Raw genomic sequence first — 16887 nt, 5'->3', positions numbered from 1 at the left:
GGGAGCCTAACCGGCCCGCCGGCGTCGGCGGCGCACCAGGCGCCACACCATCAGCACGCCGAGGGCGGGCACGAGCAGTCGGACGATCCGGCGCGGATCGCGGCCGGCGGGCCGGCCCACCCGCGACCACAGATCGGGTTCGAGGGCGGACACGTGCACGGGCCGGGGCGTCGGGCGCGGTCGCAGATACGACGGCGATTCCTGAGCCGTCGTCGCGACCGGCTCGAACACCGCGTCCTCCTCGACGGGTGGGGCGAGTTCCTCGGCGAGGGCCGCCGCGAACAGATCGGCCGCGCGCGCGAACGCCGCGTCCAGGCGCTCGGTCGCGAACTCGGCGGTGCGACCGGCGCCGTCGAGCCGCAACGTGGCGTCGATGACCATCCGGGTCTCGCCGGTCGCGTCGTCGTCCTCGTCGGGCAGCCGCTCGTCGTACAGGCGCACGACGAGTTCGGCGCCGACCCGGGCCGACCCGCGCACCTCGCCCCCGTCGACGACGACCGCCAGCGCGTGCGGGTCGCCGGCGTCACGCAGCCGAAGCGTGCCCCGGTAGGTGACCGTGTTCGCGCCCACGCGCAGTTTCCAGCGGCCCGTCAGCTCGGGCCCCTCCGCGCCGGTCCGGGCCGGCTCGTCGAGCAGCAGGCCGGGGATGCACTGGGCGAGCCGCTCGGCGTCGTGGAAGGTGTCCCATATCGGTCGGACCGGGATCGGCACGACGACTTCGTACTGCATCCGCTCTCCGTTCCTTGCGTTCCGCGACTGTCACGCGGAATGTACCGGCTCGCTCGGTCACGCCCTACGGTGCCGGCCGGACGGCGCGTCGGGGGTCGGCGCGGCCGGGGCCGGCGTCCGGGGCGGCGGCCGCAGGCGCTTGGAGAGCGGGTAGGCGACCGGCGCGGTGAGCGCGACGAACAGCGCCACGCCGCCGGCGAGCGCGGCGAACGCGGCCCCCGGGCCCGTGCCCCACATGTGGGCGCACCAGCGCGCGAACACCCACGAGCCACCGCCGGCCGCGGCCGAGACGATGGCCAGGCCGAGGTGGGTACGGACCACCCGAAGCGTGTCGAAGCCGCCCAGCCGCCGGCGCAGCACGATCGCCGGCCACAGGAGGCCGGCCACCTGCGCGACGCTGTAGCCGGCGGCCATCCCGGTGACGGCCCACGGTGCCGGCAGCGTGTGGTAGGCGACGACCGCCAGGACCGCCCCGCACGCGGTCGACGCGACGTTGCCCCAGAACGGGGTGCGGGCATCCTGTACCGCGTACAGGCCGCGCTGGATGACGTACTGCGCCGAGTAGGCGATCAATCCCGGCGCGAACGCGGTCAGCATCCAGCCCATCGCGCGCGTGTCGGCCTCGGTGGTGATGCCGTGCTGGAACACCACGGCCGTCACCTGCGGGCCGAGCGACAGGAAGAGGAACGACACCGGCACGATCACGAGCGCGTTCAGTCGCAGCCCGCGCGAGATCAGGTCGCGCAGGGCCGCCGGCCGCCCGTCCGCCGCGGCCCGGCTCAACCGCGGCATCAACATCGTCGCGATCGACACGGTCACCACACCGTGCGGGACGATCCACAGCAATTGCGCGTTGGAGTAGGCGGTGTAGCCCACGCCGTGCCGGACCCCGGCCCGCGTCGCCTGGTCGGACACCTCGACCGCGAGTCGGGTCACCAGCCAGTAGCCCGACTGCGACACCCCGACCATGGCCACCGCCCACCCGGCCATCCGCAACGGCGCGCCGAGTCCGTGCCCGCGCCAGTCGAAGCGCGGCCGCCAGCGCACCCCCGCCGCCCGCAGGAAGGGCACGAGCGCGCACGCCTGGACCACGATCCCCAGCGTCGTGCCCAGCCCGAGCAGCCGCACCTGCTCCGGGGTGATCCCGTGCGCGTCCCGCACGTCGTGCGCGACCACCAGGAACGCCCCGAACACCGCGATCACCACGACGTTGTTGAGGATCGGCGTCCATGCCATCGGACCGAACCGGGCGCGTGAGTTGAGCACTTCGCCGACGAGGGCGAACACGCCGTAGAAGAAGATCTGCGGCAGGCACATGCGGGTCAGCGCGATGGTCAACTCGCGTTGCGCCCCGTCGTAGTCGGAGTACGCCGACACGATCGCGGGTGCCGCGAGCACGGCGCCGAGCGTGAGCACGAGCAGCAGGGTGCCGACCGCGGTCAGCAGTCGGTCGGTGTAGCCCGCCCCGCCGTCGGCGTCGCGGCGGGCCGCGCGCACGAGTTGCGGCACGAGCACGGAGTTGAGCGCGCCGCCGATCAGCAGGATGTACAAGATGTTCGGCACGGTGTTGGCGACGTTGTAGCCGTCGGCGAACAGACCCGTGCCCAGCGCCGCGACGATCATCGCGCTGCGGGCGAATCCGGTCAGCCGCGAGACGACGGATCCGAGCGCGAGGTTCGCGCCGCCGCGCAGCACCCCGTCACGTGTACGGGACTTCGACGCCTTCGCGCCGGCCCCGATCGCCTCGGCCCCACCCTGCGGCTCGGACTCGCCGACGGTCTCCGCATCGTCTCCTCGGGCATGGCTGCCGGGCGACCGAGCCGAGACGACATGGCTCACAAATCACTCCCATCCGGTCACGATCGGGGTTCGAGACGCAGTCCCCCTTATATGAATCCCCCGAAACCCACTTTCGTTGCAGGTGATTTCGGCGGTGACGTAACCCGCTCGCCACGGGCTTCTAAAGGGGTGCGGGGCCATCCCCGCGCCCCTGTGTCCCCGAGGAGATGTCCGTGGTCATGTTGCTGACGGCGCCGACGAGCCCGAACGCCCCGGCCGCCGCGCCGCCGATCGCCGTACCGCACCCGGCGCTGCGAGTCGCCCGGCTGACGCCCGAGGAACACCTCGCGCACCTCGACGGGCGCGGTGACGCCGGCTTCCTGCAGTACCCGTCGTGGGCGGTGGTCAAGGAGGGTTGGCGCAGCGAGGGCCTCGGCTGGTTCGACGCGAACGGCACCGTGGTGGGCGCCGCGCTCGTGCTCTACCGCAAGGCGCCCAAGGTGCCGTACTGGTTCGCGTATCTGCCCGAGGGCCCGGTGATCGACTGGACCGATCCCAACCCCCGCCGTTGGCTCGACCCGTTGATCGAGCACATGCGCGCGCGGCACGTGTTCACGGTGCGGATGGGGCCGCCGCTCGCGCATCGGCGCTGGCGGGCGCAGACCGTCAAGGACGCGGTCCGCCAGGGCCTCAAGCATCTGGATCGGGTCACCCCCGACGAGATCGACCCACTCGGCGCCACCGTCGCGCTGCGACTGGGCGACCTGGGCTGGCGTACGTCGGGCGACGGCGCGGACGCACAGCCCAGATACACGTTCGAGGTGCCGTTCGAGGGCAGATCGGCGAACGAGGTCAGGGCCGGCTTCAACACCGAGTGGAAGCGCGCCATCGCCAAGGCCGGCAAGTCGGGCGTGGACATCGCGCTCGGCGACTACGAGGATCTGCCCGCGTTCTTCGAACTGCTGCAGGCGACCGAACGTCGCAACGGCTTCCGACTCGGCCGCGAACTCCCCTACTACCAACGCCAGTACCGGGCGCTCAACGCCGAGTCGCGGGGTCGGATGCGGCTCTACCTCGCGCGCTCCGAGGGCCGGTTGCTCGCCGCGCACACGCTGATCAGCGCAGGCTCGCGGGTCTGGTACCAAACCGGCGCGTCCACCGACCACGGCCGGGGCGTGCGGCCGAGCCACGCGCTGCAGTGGCGGCTGATCCAGGACGTGCACGAGCGCGGGATCGCGGTGTACGACATGCGCGGGGTGAGCCCGGTGATCGACCCCGACGACCGGCTGTTCGGGGTGCTGCGCTGGAAACTGGGCACGAACGGCCGGGTGGTGGAGAACCTGGGCGAGTGGGAGTTCCCGGTGGTGCCCGCGCTGCACAAGGCATTTCGCACCTACCTGTCGATCAGGTGAGCCCGCTCGGTCCGCTCCGCGTCGGTGCGTCGACGCCCCGGTCAGGGCTCGCGGTCGTAGTCGGCGATCCGCGGTCGGGTCAGGGTGGCCGCCGGCACGTCGAGCCGCTCGGAGCCCGGCGGGAACCACGTCGCGTGGCCGAGTCGCTCCGGGGTCAGAAACGGTACGACCGCCGGGTCCGGCGCGTCGTCCGCCGCGCGCAGACCCGCCGGCGCCGCGACCGCCGCGAGCACGTATCCCCGCTCGACCGGCCCAGGCGCGGTCACCCGATACGGCACCGTGCCCAGTCCCGCCGCCCGCAGGCCAGCGTCCACGCACCAGTACGCCCGCCGATGCGTGTCGGGCGCCGGCGCGTGCACCACGAGCCGACCCGCCGGGCGCAGCACGCCACGAACGAGCCCGTAGAACTCCTGTGTGTACAGCCGCGCGGCACTGCCCGTGCTCGGCGCGGCCGGATCGGCCACCACGACGTCGAAGCGGTCCCGCGCCGCGCGTACCCACGCGAACGCGTCCTCGACCACGACCCGCACCCGCGGGTCCGCGAACGCGTTGCCCGCGAGCGCGCGCAGCGCCGGGTCGGTACGCGCCGGGGCGGTCTCGGCGGCGCGGGCGACCACGACGACGACGTCGCGCACCGCCGGGTAGCGCAGCACTTCACGCAGCGCGAGCCCGTCGCCCCCGCCGAGCACGAGCACCCGGTCGTGCCGCCCGGCCATCGCGGGGTGCACGAGCGCCTGCGCGGCCTCGTTGCCCGCACTCGCGGACACGCGACGTTCGCCGTCCACGTACAACTCGGGTCCCGCCTTCGTGTGGACGACCACGACGCCGTCGCGGGCCGAGACCACGTCGCCGTCGTACAACGCGTTTCGGGCGGCCCGCTCGAACGCGGGCGTGTACAGCCAGGTGCCGGCAAGCAGCGCGAACACGGCGGCGACCGCCGCGTACAGCCCCAGGCGCAGCCGCGCGGACAGGTCGGCGCGAAACAGCCACAGCACGACGAGCACTCCCGCGACGGCGTTGACCACGCCCGCGAGCACGACGGTGCGCAGCTGCCCCAGGTGCGGCAGCAACAGGAACGGGAACAGCAGTCCGCCGATCAGCGCGCCCACGTAGTCGGCCGCGAACAGGTCGGCGACCGCACTGCCCGCCTCCTGCGGCCGGATCCGCTGCACGAGCGTCATCAGCAGCGGGATCTCGGCCCCGATCAGCAACCCGAGCACGGCGGCGACCGCGATCATCGGCCAGCGGTAGACGTCGTACCACGCGAACGCCGCGTAGAGCGCGGTCGCGCACATCCCGCCGGCCGCCGCGAGCAGGATCTCGACGGCGACGAACGCGGCGGCGGCCCGGCGCGCGAGCGGTTTGGCGGCGAGGGCGCCCAAGCCCATCGCGAAGACCATGACGGACAGCACGATCGAGGTCTCCACCACGGGGTCGCCGCCGAGCGTGCCGCCCAGGGCCGCGAGCGCCAGTTCGTACACGAGCCCACACGCGGCACACACCAGCACCGCGAGCATCACCACCCACCGCGCGGGCCTGGCGGCGATCGCCGCACTCCGCTCCACGGCACGTTCCACCGGCACACGCACCGGAGCGGGTGAGTTCACCCCAACACGCTAGGTCCCGCCCCCGCCCACCCCACCGAACGCCCCCGAGGTTCACCCGATCCGACGACCCCCGAACACCGAACAACCCCACCCGGCGTCCAAGGAAACCCCAGATCACACCCGAACTGCCGAACCCAAGACACCCCAACCCCAACCCGTCCGGCGCTTGAGGACACCCGAAACACCCCCACCGCCGAACGCAAGACGCCAAACAACCCGAAAACAGCCCGTCCGGCGTTTGAGGACACCCCTGACCTCGCGCGTTCACGCAATACAGGCGCAGACGATGGCCGAGATCGCGACCTGCGTCGACGCCGTCACCCACACGCACGGATGCGGCTCGCGCTCGACCACCGTGGCCCCGAGCCGACCCGGCGTCACGAGGTCGATCACCAGGAACGCGATGCCCATCAAAATCAACCCGGTGACGCCGAACACCGCCGTGGACGCGAGCCCCTTGCCGAACTCCTCGTAGGCCGTCGCGATCGCCGTGGTGACGATCATCCCGACGCCCAGGAGCGCGGAGGACAGTACGAGCGCCGCGTTGCGGTTGCGCTCGATCCAGATCTGCTGCCCGAGATTGCCGGGCGTCAGCGCGTCCACGAGCACGAAGCCCAGCACCATGAGCACGATGCCGACACCGCCGTACGCGAACGCATAGCCGACACCCTCCGCGAGATCCCTGAACATGCCGTCGTGTCCCCCATCGCCGTCGTGCAGGCCGTGTCACCCGACGGGGGGTAATTCTGTCGGATCGTCAGATCGCGATGTCGGATTGCGACGTCACATCGCAGTCACATCCCGGTGTCGGATCTTCATCGCGCTGTCGGATCACGCCCGGTGTCGGATCCTCTTCGCGCTGTCGGATCACCCGCCGGCGTCGGATCACATCGCGCGGCTCCGGGTGCTGACGATCCGCCGCTCCTGGGGATACGTGTGCCACGTGGACCAGACCGCACCGGCCTCGCACCGCTCGACCACCATCGCGGTCACCGCGTACGGCAGCCCGGGGTAGTCGCCGATCAATCCGTGGGTGTGGCCGGACGCGAGCGTGACGATCTCGCGCACCCGGGCCACGAAGTCCTCGTCGGCGAAGGACTGGGTGAGCGCGGTGAACTCGTACTCCCAGCGGCCGAGCCTGGTCGCCGCCCGCGCGGGCAACGGCGTGGCCGCGCCCGGCACGCACGCGACCGTCTCGGAGACGGGTTCGAGACCCCCCGACGCGGGATCGATCATCATCTGATGCGATGCGCCGAGCAGGCGCAACTCCAGCTTCAACCCTCCGAGTTCGACCGTTCGCTCCGCCAGGGCGGGCAACGACGGCAGGCCCAGGCACCAGCCCAGGTCCTCCGCGCGGGTGTCGGTGTACGAGGTGGTGAGTGTGGCGTGCATTCTCGCGCTCATCTGTGTCCGGGCAACGGGGAAGACCCACGGGAGGCTCCCGGGATCGGCAAACGGCTGCAAACCAGGGGACTCAACTCACCGTAAGCGCACAACGCCATAGCGTCGTCACCCGTGAAGGTGAAAGGCGCTGACACGAACAGGTGAACCGCGCCATGCGGCCGGCCACGGAAGGCGCGCGAGGATGGACGCAGCACAAACCCCGCACGGGCCGCCGAACGGTCCCGGTCACGCAGAGCTTTTCGAAGGAGCCGTACGGATGACCCGACCCCCGCTGGCCCGCCACCTGGGCGGCCTCGGCACCACGATCTTCGCCGAGATGTCCGCCCTCGCCCGCTCCAGCGGCGCGATCAACCTCGGTCAGGGCTTCCCGGACACCGACGGCCCGGCCGAGGTGATCGAGGCCGCGGTCGCGGCCATGCGTGACGGCGCCAACCAATACCCGCCTGGCGACGGCATCCCGGACCTGCGGCTGGCCGTGGCCGAGCACCGGCAGCGGTTCTACGGTCAGACCTTCGACCCCGACTCGGAGGTCCTGGTCACCACCGGCGCCACCGAGGCGATCGCCGCGACGCTGCTCGCGCTGCTGGAGCCGGGCGACGAGGTGATCGCGCTCGAACCGTTCTACGACTCCTACGCGGCGTGCATCGCGATGGCCGGTGCCCGCCGGGTGGGCGTCACCCTGCGCCCGCCGCACTTTCGCCCGGACCTCGACGAACTGCGCGCCGCCGTCACCGACCGCACCCGCGTGCTGATGCTCAACAGCCCGCACAACCCGACCGGCACCGTGCTCACCCGCGCCGAGCTGGAGGCGGTGGCCGCGGTCGCGATCGAGCACGACCTGATCGTGGTCACCGACGAGGTGTACGAACATCTGGTCTACACCGGCGAGCACATCCCGATCTCCACGCTCCCGGGTATGCGCGAGCGCACCGTGACGATCTCGTCGGCGGGCAAGACGTTCTCGCTCACGGGCTGGAAGGTCGGCTGGGTGTGCGCGCCGCGGGAACTGATCGCGGCGGTACGTACGACCAAGCAGTTCCTGACCTACACCTCGGGGGCGCCCTTCCAGCCGGCGATCGCGCACGCGCTACGGCTGCCCGAGAGCTACTTCACGGGTCTGCGCGACGAACTGCGGCGCAAGCGCGACCTGCTCGGCGGCGGCCTGAAGGCGGCCGGGCTGACCGTGTTCGAGCCACAGGGGACCTACTTCACGACCACCGACATCACCGCGCTCGGTTACCCGGACGGGCTCGACTTCTGCCGCCGGCTGCCCGAGCTGTGCGGCGTGGTCGCGGTGCCGGAGGTGGTGTTCTTCGACGACACCGAAGTCGGCCGCCCGCTCGTGCGGTTCGCGTTCTGCAAGCGGATCGAGGTGCTGGAGGAGGCGGCGAAGCGACTGGCGACGCTGGCCTGAAGCCGAGGCCGGCCACGGCTCGGTCGCGTGCGTGTGGGGGCCCGCCGGCCCCCACACACGCGTGAATCGCCTACGCCTCGTCTCCGTCGGCCGGCTTGGGGTTCGGGTCGGGGTACTGCTCGTTGATCCAGTTGCCGAACGAGATGCACGTGCTGATCCACGCGCGGGTCGTGAACACGAACAGCTCGCGGTTGATGCCGGGCTCGCAGTCGAGCTGCGCCTCGCCGATCAGCCGAAGCGCGCCCTCGTGCTCGTGGGTGTACACCTTCGGCCAGAAGAACTGGCGGTGCCACTCGTCGAGCAGTTCGAGCAGGCGCGGGCGGTCGCCGGGCGCGAACTCGCGGTCCAGGAACATCCGGACCGTAAAGATCTCGTGCTTGTCGCCGCGCAGCATGAAGTAGACGCGGAAGCCCTCCCAGGGCGCACAGATGTCGCCTTCCTCGTCGGTGAAATGGTTCACCTGAAGCTCGTCGAGAACCTGATTGATCAGGTCCGCGGACGGCTTGACGACCGGCGCGGCCGGAACGAAGGTCGACCTCGGAAGCGAGGACGGGTCGATGCTCATGAAGAATCCTCTCCAGACCGGACGTGTAGACGCCATCCTCTCTCATTCGGCTCAGCCCAGTGGCAGCCGTCACTCGTACTCGGTGCCGCCCTTGCGGGTCAGGTACGCCTCGGACACGATCTTGCCGATCGCGCGCCCGCCCAGGATCTCGCTGGGGCGCTCGCGGGCCGGGCGTACGACGATCCCCTCCCGCAGGTGGGCCGCCGTCCCCGAGACCGTCTCGCGGCCCTCGGCGAGCGTGAGCAGTTCCGCCTCGACGTAGGGGCCCCGGTAGAGCGTGGGCACCACGGGCAGCGCGACGTCGAGGCCACCGAGCACGTCGGCGAACTCCTCGGCGTCCAGCCACCGCACGGCCCCGCTCGCGTCGGCGTACGCCACGTCGAACGCCGCGTAGCCCGGCAACTCGGAGCGGCCCTGCGCGCCGTAGCCGAGATCTTGTACGCCCTGTCCGAAGACCTCGCCGAACACCCCGACCCGGGAGGCGTCGTAGCGCCGGGCCAACTCGGCGGCGGCCGCCGGCACCCGGTGCGCGAGCACCGACCGCCAGTAGAGGTTCTTGTCGTCTCGCAACAGGCCGAGCGATTTGGCGCCGAACCCCTTCGAGGACACGAAGCTCTCCCCGGTCGCGGCCACGTACGTGTAGAGGCACGCGGTGCCGTGGATCTTCTCGGTCGCCACGACGGGCTCGCCGGGGGTGAAGATCGCGGGGTAGCGCCGCACGTTCTCGATGTCCACCCAGCGCAACAGGTCCTCGGCCGAGACGATCTCGCCGTTCATGTGCACCGGGATCGGCGGTGTCCACTTGACGATCCCGAGCGCGTCGGCGAAGTCCTCGTCGCCGTCGAGGGCGGCGATCAGGTCCGTTCCGCGCAGGGCGGCCGGGCGGCACACGATGCCCTGCGACAGCTCGCCGCGCAGCCGGATCGCCCGGACCCGGTTCTTGGCCGCCCCGGCGAGTCGCCCGGTGAGCCCCAACTCCTCGATCAACGCCTCCGGCAGCACCGCCTGCTCAGGGATGTAGACGGCGACGTCGCCCGTGACGTAGGCGCCCTTCGCGACCACCGCCCGGTACAGCCCGACCTGGGCCAGCTCCAACGCGTCGGCGTTGGGGTGGGTGTGGACGACCAACCGCTCGACGGTGACCTTGAGTGTGGACATGGGCATGCCCCTTTCGCTCCCCCGGGTGCACGAGACACGTGCGACGACCGCAACGGCCGCAATGGTTGTGCCACGTTCCCAAGTACACGGCCGGGCCCGCCATCGGTTTTCGGGACGGCTGGGACAGGATGGGGCACATGCCGAACTTCATCGAGAAGCCGACGGTCGTCGAGGCCGCCGGCAACATCCCCAAGACCATTCGTGAGTACGTCGGCCGGGTCAACACCGGCGACGAGGCGCTCAGCATCGCGCACATGACCAGCCCCGGCGGCTGGGAGGAGCCCGGCCAACGGCCCGAGTTCGACGAGTACACGGTCGTCCTGCGCGGCGTGCTGACCGTCGAGTTCGAGGGCGGTGTGCACGAGGTCGCCGCGGGCCAGGGCATCCACACCGCCGCGGGCGAGTGGGTGCGCTACAGCACGAAGGGCGCCGAGGGCGCCGACTACGTCGCGGTGTGCCTGCCGGGCTTCGCCCCGGACACGGTGCACCGCGACGAGTAGCGGCCGATCGCCCCGCCCGGCCACCCGGGCGCGGCGTCGCGTGCACGTCGTGCTCCCGGCCACGCCGGTCCGGCGTGGCCGGGAGCACGAGCAGGATCGATCGATCTCGATCGATCAGACATGATCAGATTTCGATCAGATCTGGGCGGAAATACCGGGCACTGCCTTCGGGATCGCGGCCGGCAACCAATCGACCGCCTTGACGAACTTCCCCGAGGCGTCGACGCCGCTGCCCCCCGACTTCCTGCCGAACTCGACGAGGGCGCCGCCCTTGTACAGCATGACGCTGTCGCCGCTGTAGAAGGCGCCGTCACCGCCCAGTTCCGTGCCGTAGTCCTTGAACATCATGAAATCCGGACCGGTCTTCGCACGCGTGACCTTGCTCGTGAACTGCGACTTCGCGTAGTCGGCATCACCCATGAACCAGATCCTCGACTCGAACTTGAGCGGGGTGGTCTGCTCCTGGAAGTCGTTGAATTCCACACTGATCGTGCAGGTGGTACTGCGGATCGGTGGGTTCTCCTTCTTCCAGTAGCCGGCCGAGGCGACCGTGCCGAAACGCTCGATGCGACCGGCGGTCGGGACGATCAGTTTGATCTGGGCGTCCGTCACCAGGTCGCAGGCATCGGGCCAGGTCTTCGGGTCGCCGGTCGCCGCGAACCGATCGCCGTTCTTGGGAGCCGGCGGCGCGTCCGGTCGAGTGTCGGCCTTCTGCGGGGCGATGCTCGGGCCCCCACTCTTGGTCGCCTTCGGGTCGAAGGACGGGTCCAGACGCCGTTCCGACGGCGGGGCGATGGTGCTCGGGGCGGCCTTCGCCTCGTTCTTCTTGCCGTCGGAGCCGTTGATCAACAGCGCGGCGACGACCACGACGGCGGTGCCACCGGCCGTGGCGGCCACCCAACTGATGATCTGTTTCCGGCGGTTGCGCTGCGGCGGCAGCGGGGCGCCGGAGGGGCCGTAGCCGGGCATCGACGGCGGGTAGCCGGGGGGCGGACCGTACGACCCGGGCATCCCCTGCTGACCGCCGTAGCTCGGCTGTCCGTAACCCTGCTGCTGCCCGTAGTCCTGCTGCTGCCCGTAACCCTGCTGTGGGTAGCCCGGTTGGCCGCCCTGGCTCGGTTGACCGCCTTGGCTCGGTTGACCGCCGTAGCCCTGCTGTTGTCCGTAGCCCGGTTGTCCGTAGCCCGGTTGTCCGTAACCCTGCTGCTGCCCGTGCCCTTGTTGCTGCCCGTAGCCCTGCGGCGGGGGGCCCTGCGGCGGCGGAGGCGGCGGGCCCTGGGGCGGCGGCCCCGGCGGTTGGTTCGGTTGGTTGCCCGACTGCGGATTGTCGTAGTGGCCTGTCATGGCATTACTCCCCGTTATGACGGTGCGTGGGGTGGCGGTGGGTCACTCGGCGGTCATCCGGATGTTGAGGATCTGCACGAGCGCGGGTCCCACCTGCTTGGTCCACGCGTCGCGCCCGAGCGGCCCGCCGGCCGAGTCCTTGATGTCGCCCAAGACCTCGACGCTCACGAAGTAGCCCGGCTTGAGCAGGAACAGCGTCGAGTTGTCCCGATAGGCGTTGTCCACCAGCAACTTGTTGGCGAGGTCCTCGAAGTTGGGGTGCGAGGTGGCCTCGGCCTTCGCCTTCTCGTAGGCGGCCTTGACCGGTTCCGCGTCGCCGATCGCCTTGATCGAGACGGTCACCTTGGCCGGGTCGGACGGCTGCTGCAGGTTGGGCAGTTGCAGGTTCACCGTGCACGAGTCCTTGCGGCCCGACACCGGCTTGCCCTCGCGGGAACCGATGATCTTGGCATCCGGGATCGCGTTCTGGATCTCGGCGTCGGTGAGCATCGTGCAGGCGTCCGGCCACGTGCTCTTGTCGCCGGTGGCCCGGAACCTGGGGCCGTCGACGAACGCCTTCGCCGGCGGCGGGGTGTAGCCCTCGGGGAACGCGACCCCCTTCTCGCTCACCGCCTGCGGCGCCTTGTCGGGGCCGTCGTCGTTCTTCTTGTTGACCGCATCGACGATGTAGGAGCCCGCGACCGTGGCCACCACGCCGCCGATGATCACGCCGACCCAGCCGAGGATCGGCTTGAGCTTGCTGCGCCGCGGCGGCTCGGGCGGCATCGGCGCGCCGTAGTGCGGCGGCGGGTACATGCCGGGGTGCCCGTACGGCTGCTGTCGAGGTGGCGGCGGCCCGCCGTACTGGTTCCCTCCCGGGTTCCCGATTCGTACCATCCCCGTGTCCTCCTGATGCCCTGTGCCGATGCCGTGCGCCGATGCGTGGTCGCCGGTAAAGCGGTGTCGCGAAAGCGGTGTTGCGAAAGCGGTGTCGCCGATGCTGCGGTGGGATGCGGTGCCGCGCCCGGGCCCCCGGCCCGGAACGGGGGTCCACAACGTACGGGTTCCGGCGGGGCCCGACGGAATCGGGCACTCCGCGCATCCCGCGGCCGAGGACCGATCAGAGCTTTTGCCCGACGATCGCGACGAGAGAGGGGCCGTACTCGCGGATCAGGGTGTGGGGCTTGGCCGCGTTGCCCGCCGAGTCCTTCACCTGGCCCGTCACCTTGACGCTCAGCGCCGTGCCGTTCTTGACGAATTCGATCGTGTCGCTGTCGCGATAGGCGTCGTCGACGCCGAGATCCGAGCCCCGGATGTTGTCGTACTGCTCGGGGTCCGAGCGCGAAGTCGCCTCCCGGTCCGTCTTCTTGCCGGCGAAGGACGACTTGCGCTCCTCCGTCGGCTTGAAGCCGGTGGACTGGAGAAGCACCTCGACCGGAGCGCCGGGACTGCTCAGGTTCGGCAGATCGAGCTTGAGGCGGCAGTCCGAGAAGTCCGAGAGGGCGACAGTGCTCTCGCTCGCCTTGCGACCGACGACCTTGGCTCCCGGGGCCAGCGCGGTGATCTCGGCGTCGGTCAGCAGATCGCACGGCTTGGGCCACGACTTCGGGTCGACGGACACGTCGGTGAACTTCGGTCCGCTGATCGCCGGCAGCGGGCTCGGGATTCTGAGCGTCCTGCTGACGTCGCCGTTGCGCGGGCCGGTGCCGCCGGTGGCCGCGATCGTCGGGGTGGCCGCGGCCGGCGCCGAGGCTTCCTTCTTGTCGGTCGGGTCCTCGAAGCCGAGCAGCGCGACGATCACCGCCGCGACGATGCCGCCCGAGACGACCGCGATCCAGGTGCCGATCGCCTTGCGGCTGCGACCGCGCGGCCGCTGCGGGCCCTGCGGGCCCTGGGGTCCTTGTGGACCGCCGGGGCCCCCGTTCTGCGCGTACTGCTGGTAGTGCCCGTACTGGCTGTACTGCGGGAACGGGTAGGCGCCGCTCTCCCGGAAACCGCCCTGGCCGGGCTGCCCTTGCGTCCCCGGGTGACCCTGCTGTCCCTGTTGGTCGGGCCGGCCCTGCCGGGGCGGCGGGACCGGCTGACCGTATCCGCCGGGTGTGGGGAGCGGAGCCGGCCGGCCGTACTGCTCCTGCCCGGGCTGCTGCCCCGGTTGCCCATACGACGGCTGACCCGGCTGCGATCCGGAAGGCGTCGGAGGTGGCACGGGTGGGTAACCGTGGCCATCACTCATCGGGTGGTCCCCCTACGAAGTCTCTGGTTTCGCCTGGTATCCGCCGGCAGGCAGGAGGCATCAGGCGCAGTCATGCTGCCATGTGCGTGACGGGACCGTTGAGATTCGGAGCGGCCTTTGTGACGACATTCACCAAAATAAGACTGCGGAGGCGTACAACGTTTCGATCAAGCCGGGCGTCCGCGATGCGGATCGGCATCCCGGGATCCGCCTCCTCACAGGCTCCGGGGCACTAAAGTTGAGTCAGGAATACTCAAGCGATTTGACCGGTTGGACCGGACAGCTCATCCTTGAGCCCATACCACTCAACTCTTCATCCGGAGGAACCGAATCATGGCACGTGCGGTCGGTATCGACCTCGGTACGACGAACTCCGTCGTCAGCGTTCTGGAAGGCGGCGAGTCGACCGTCATCACCAACGCGGAGGGGTCGCGGACCACACCGTCCGTGGTTGCCTTCGCCAAGAACGGCGAGGTGCTGGTCGGCGAGGTGGCCAAGCGTCAGGCCGTCACCAACGTGGACCGAACCATCCGTTCCGTCAAGCGTCACGTGGGCACCACGTGGTCCGTGGCGATCGACGACAAGAAGTACACCGCGCAGGAGATCAGCTCCCGCATCCTGATGAAGCTCAAGCGCGACGCCGAGGCCTACCTCGGTGAGAAGGTCACCGACGCGGTCATCACCGTGCCGGCGTACTTCAACGACGCCGAGCGCCAGGCGACCAAGGAAGCCGGCGAGATCGCCGGTCTGAAGGTCCTGCGCATCGTCAACGAGCCCACCGCGGCCGCGTTGGCGTACGGCCTGGACAAGGCCGACGAGCAGACCATCCTCGTCTTCGACCTCGGTGGCGGCACGTTCGACGTGTCGCTCCTGGAGATCGGCGACGGCGTGGTCGAGGTCAAGGCCACCAACGGTGACAACCACCTCGGCGGCGACGACTGGGACCAGCGGGTCGTCGACTACCTGGTCCAGCAGTTCAAGAACGCCCACGGCGTGGACCTGGCCAAGGACAAGATGGCCCTGCAGCGTCTGCGCGAGGCGGCCGAGAAGGCGAAGATCGAGCTGTCCTCCTCCACGGAGACCTCGATCAACCTGCCCTACATCACGGCCTCCGCCGAGGGCCCGCTGCACCTGGACGAGAAGCTCACCCGCGCCCAGTTCCAGCAGCTCACGCAGGACCTGCTCGACCGCACCAAGGTGCCGTTCCAGAAGGTCATCGAGGACGCGGGCATCCCGCTGTCGGCGATCGACCACATCGTCATGGTCGGCGGCTCGACCCGGATGCCGGCCGTGGCCGACGTCGTGCGCGAGCTGACCGGTGGCAAGGAGCCCAACAAGGGCGTCAACCCGGACGAGGTCGTGGCCGTCGGCGCCGCGCTCCAGGCCGGTGTGCTCAAGGGTGAGGTCAAGGACGTCCTGCTGCTCGACGTCACGCCGCTGTCGCTTGGTATCGAAACCAAGGGCGGCATCATGACCAAGCTGATCGAGCGCAACACCACGATCCCGACCAAGCGCTCGGAGATCTTCACCACGGCCGAGGACAACCAGCCGTCGGTGCAGATCCAGGTCTTCCAGGGCGAGCGTGAGATCGCCGCGTACAACAAGAAGCTCGGCATGTTCGAGCTCACCGGCCTGCCGCCGGCCCCCCGCGGCCTGCCGCAGATCGAGGTCACCTTCGACATCGACGCCAACGGCATCGTGCACGTGTCCGCCAAGGACCTGGGCACGGGCAAGGAGCAGTCGATGACGATCACCGGCGGCTCCGGCCTGCCGAAGGACGACATCGACCGGATGATGCGCGAAGCCGAGGCGCACGCGGAGGAGGACCACCAGCGTCGCGAGGCCGCGGAGACCCGCAACCAGGCCGAGCAGCTGGTGTACACCACCGAGAAGTTCATCAAGGACAACAGCGACAAGGTCCCGGCCGACGTCCAGGCCGAGGTCGAGACGTCGCTGACCGAGCTCAAGGACGCCCTCAAGGGCGAGGATCTGGCCGCGATCCGCGACGCCGCGGAGAAGGTCAGCACCACCAGCCAGAAGCTCGGCACCGCGATGTACGCCAACGCCCAGCCCGGCGCCGAGCCCGGTGCGGGCGAGGGTGACGCCGCGGCCGGTGCCGACGACGACGTCGTCGACGCCGAGATCGTCGACGAGGACCGCAAGGGTGGTGCTGCGTGACGGACGGCACCGGCGCCGTCCCGGACGACGCCAACGAGGCGGAGCCGAAGCCGGAAACCGGGACCGCCGCTTCGGCGGCGGCCCCGGCCCCCGGGGCAGCCGAACTCGCCGAGCTGCGCAACCAGCTCGGCGAGCGTACGGCCGACCTCCAGCGGCTCCAGGCCGAATACTCCAACTACCGCAAGCGCGTCGAGCGGGACCGCAACGTGGCGGGCGAACTGGCCGCCATCAAGGTCTTGAGCGAACTGCTTCCGGTGCTGGACGACATCGGCCGGGCACGCGACCACGGCGAACTGGCGGGCGGCTTCAAGTCGGTCGCCGAGTCGTTGGAGTCGATCGTCGCCAAGATGGGGTTGCAGGGCTTCGGGTCCAAGGGCGACGTGTTCGACCCGACGATCCACGAGGCACTGCTGCACTCGTACGCGACCGACGTCACCGAGCCCACGTGTGTGGAGATCCTCCAGCCCGGCTACCAGGTCGGCGAGCGGATCATCCGTCCGGCGCGCGTGGCGGTCGCCGAGCCCACAGCGGACGCCGACGGCGGTCCGGAGGAGTCGGGCGAAGCGGCCGACAGCTGAACCGTCA

The 16887-nt window shown here is 70.4% G+C and carries 15 protein-coding genes; 5 read left to right on the top strand and 10 right to left on the bottom strand.

The features are described 5' to 3' along the window. Positions 1-6: 6 nt before the first annotated feature. Both GT354_RS25115 and murJ read right to left on the bottom strand, forming a co-directional pair. Positions 7-729, bottom strand: a complete 723-nt coding sequence (locus GT354_RS25115) for an SRPBCC domain-containing protein (protein WP_161358635.1) — start codon at positions 727-729, stop codon at positions 7-9. A 57-nt stretch (positions 730-786) separates the two neighbouring features. After that, positions 787-2568 (bottom strand): murein biosynthesis integral membrane protein MurJ, encoded by a 1782-nt coding sequence (gene murJ, locus GT354_RS25110; protein ID WP_346012159.1) that lies wholly within the window; start codon positions 2566-2568, stop codon positions 787-789. 179 nt (positions 2569-2747) lie between these two features. On the opposite strand from murJ, the gene GT354_RS25105 reads away from it, so the two are divergent. Then, positions 2748-3920, top strand: coding sequence for a peptidoglycan bridge formation glycyltransferase FemA/FemB family protein (locus tag GT354_RS25105; RefSeq protein ID WP_161358653.1), 1173 nt, complete (start codon positions 2748-2750; stop codon positions 3918-3920). A gap of 41 nt (positions 3921-3961) precedes the next feature. Here GT354_RS25105 and GT354_RS25100 read toward each other — a convergent pair whose 3' ends face one another. The 3 genes from GT354_RS25100 to GT354_RS25090 all read right to left on the bottom strand — a co-directional run bounded on the left by GT354_RS25100 (position 3962) and on the right by GT354_RS25090 (position 6919). Next, positions 3962-5485: a polyamine aminopropyltransferase gene (locus tag GT354_RS25100; protein WP_202512263.1), complete on the bottom strand. Its 1524-nt coding sequence runs from the start codon at positions 5483-5485 to the stop codon at positions 3962-3964. Positions 5486-5791: 306 nt separating this feature from the next. Beyond that, entirely contained in the window at positions 5792-6217 is a 426-nt protein-coding gene (locus tag GT354_RS25095; RefSeq protein ID WP_161358634.1) for a DUF350 domain-containing protein, read from the bottom strand. Between the two features lie 195 nt (positions 6218-6412). Next, positions 6413-6919, bottom strand: a complete 507-nt coding sequence (locus GT354_RS25090) for a DUF2617 family protein (RefSeq protein ID WP_161358633.1) — start codon at positions 6917-6919, stop codon at positions 6413-6415. A 268-nt stretch (positions 6920-7187) separates the two neighbouring features. Here GT354_RS25090 and GT354_RS25085 point away from each other — a divergent pair, with 268 nt between their 5' ends. Beyond that, positions 7188-8345, top strand: a complete 1158-nt coding sequence (locus GT354_RS25085) for a pyridoxal phosphate-dependent aminotransferase (protein WP_161358632.1) — start codon at positions 7188-7190, stop codon at positions 8343-8345. Between the two features lie 70 nt (positions 8346-8415). Here the strand turns inward: GT354_RS25085 and GT354_RS25080 are convergent, their stop codons facing one another. Both GT354_RS25080 and GT354_RS25075 read right to left on the bottom strand, forming a co-directional pair. Continuing rightward, positions 8416-8910 (bottom strand): YbjN domain-containing protein, encoded by a 495-nt coding sequence (locus GT354_RS25080; protein ID WP_161358631.1) that lies wholly within the window; start codon positions 8908-8910, stop codon positions 8416-8418. Between the two features lie 69 nt (positions 8911-8979). Continuing rightward, positions 8980-10068: an RNA ligase (ATP) gene (locus GT354_RS25075; RefSeq protein ID WP_161358630.1), complete on the bottom strand. Its 1089-nt coding sequence runs from the start codon at positions 10066-10068 to the stop codon at positions 8980-8982. Between the two features lie 137 nt (positions 10069-10205). Here GT354_RS25075 and GT354_RS25070 point away from each other — a divergent pair, with 137 nt between their 5' ends. Beyond that, positions 10206-10568, top strand: coding sequence for a cupin domain-containing protein (locus tag GT354_RS25070; RefSeq protein WP_161358629.1), 363 nt, complete (start codon positions 10206-10208; stop codon positions 10566-10568). Between the two features lie 135 nt (positions 10569-10703). On the opposite strand, the gene GT354_RS52760 is transcribed toward GT354_RS25070, so the two are convergent. The 3 genes from GT354_RS52760 to GT354_RS25055 all read right to left on the bottom strand — a co-directional run bounded on the left by GT354_RS52760 (position 10704) and on the right by GT354_RS25055 (position 14124). Beyond that, positions 10704-11912, bottom strand: coding sequence for a hypothetical protein (locus GT354_RS52760; protein WP_202512262.1), 1209 nt, complete (start codon positions 11910-11912; stop codon positions 10704-10706). A 42-nt stretch (positions 11913-11954) separates the two neighbouring features. Next, positions 11955-12788 carry a hypothetical protein gene (locus GT354_RS25060; RefSeq protein ID WP_161358628.1) on the bottom strand — a complete coding sequence of 278 codons (834 nt, stop codon included), beginning with the start codon at positions 12786-12788 and terminating at the stop codon, positions 11955-11957. Positions 12789-13011: 223 nt separating this feature from the next. Next, a complete protein-coding gene (locus GT354_RS25055) occupies positions 13012-14124 on the bottom strand; it encodes a hypothetical protein (protein ID WP_161358627.1) in 1113 nt (370 codons plus the stop codon). Between the two features lie 333 nt (positions 14125-14457). Between GT354_RS25055 and dnaK the strand changes: the two genes are divergently transcribed. Together dnaK and grpE are read left to right on the top strand one after the other, a co-directional pair. Beyond that, entirely contained in the window at positions 14458-16302 is a 1845-nt protein-coding gene (gene dnaK / locus GT354_RS25050; protein WP_161358626.1) for a molecular chaperone DnaK, read from the top strand. Beyond that, the gene (gene grpE / locus GT354_RS25045) at positions 16299-16880 is read left to right on the top strand and encodes a nucleotide exchange factor GrpE (RefSeq protein ID WP_161358625.1); all 582 of its coding nucleotides are present in this window, start codon (positions 16299-16301) and stop codon (positions 16878-16880) included. Before dnaK ends, grpE begins: the two co-directional genes overlap by 4 nt. The last annotated feature ends 7 nt before the right edge of the window (positions 16881-16887 follow it).

The sequence above is a fragment of the Streptomyces sp. SID3343 genome, from assembly GCF_009865215.1.
Taxonomy (GTDB): Bacteria; Actinomycetota; Actinomycetes; order Streptomycetales; family Streptomycetaceae; genus Embleya.
This window is presented reverse-complemented; position numbering and strand designations above follow the sequence as displayed.